General features: G+C 69.4%; 1 protein-coding gene. It reads left to right on the forward strand.

Features of this window, described 5'->3' with window-relative positions; genetic code table 11:
- Positions 1-253: 253 nt before the first annotated feature.
- On the forward strand, positions 254-1100 hold an 847-nt coding region (locus tag AC2A1K_RS35645; RefSeq protein ID WP_483901079.1), incomplete at its 3' end, for an IS481 family transposase.

Consider the following 1100-nt stretch of genomic DNA (forward strand, 5'->3'; position numbering starts at 1 on the left):
CTGACCGCGCGTCGCGCCGACACGCCTCCACCCACCCGGCCCCGCCGGCACCCTCCGAACAGCCACGATGCGTAAGCACCGAGGCCACTCACCCCTGCCCGCTTGACAGGAACGCCCTCCATATCAGCTGTACTGACCGGACACGTTGGTTGAGGGCGTGTGACGACACGGTCTGAATGATCTTGAGGGGAGGACCTCCCGGGAGTGCTGTGGAGCTGTCTGACGGCATCCACTCACCACCGGGAGGTCCTCCGTGGCCCACGCTAACGCTGCGCTGACTCCGCGAGCCCGATTGAAGCTCGCGCGTCTGATCGTCGATGGTCAGTGCCCGATCGCGCAGGCCGCGGTGCGGTTCCAGGTGTCCTGGCCGACCGCGAAACGCTGGGCCAAGCGCTATGTCGAGCTCGGCGAGGCCGGCATGCAGGATCGCTCCAGCCGCCCGCACCGCATGCCACGCAAGACCCCGCAGCCGATGGTGCGCAAGATCGTGCACCTGCGCTGGAAGCAGCGCCTGGGCCAGCTCGAGATCGCCGCCCGACTCGGGATCGCCGCCTCGACAGTGCATCTGATCCTGCGCCGCTGCGGGATCAACCGGCTCTCCTACCTCGACCGCGCCACCGGCGAGCCGGTGCGCCGCTACGAGCACCCGCACCCCGGTTCGCTGATCCACGTCGATGTGAAGAAGCTGGGCAACATCCCTGATCAGGGCGGCTGGCGCTACGTGGGCCGCGTCCAAGGCCGCAAGAACCGGGCCGCCACCGCGGGCAAGCCCCGCAACCGTCACTACAACCCGAAGATCGGCACCGCGTTCGTGCACACCGTCATCGACGACCACTCCCGGGTCGCCTACGCCGAGATCCACGACGACGAGACCGCCGCCACCGCTATCGGCGTGCTGCGCAACGCGGTCGCCTGGTACGCCGCCCGCGGCGTGGTCGTCGAACGCGTCCTGTCCGACAACGGGTCGGCCTACCGCTCGCACGCCTGGCGCGACACCTGCGCCGAGCTCAGCATCCGCCCGAAGCGGACCCGGCCCTACCGGCCGCAGACGAACGGGAAGATCGAACGGTTCCACCGCACCATGACCGCCGGCTGGGCCT

The organism is Actinomycetospora sp. 2LY8.5 (assembly GCF_057180585.1).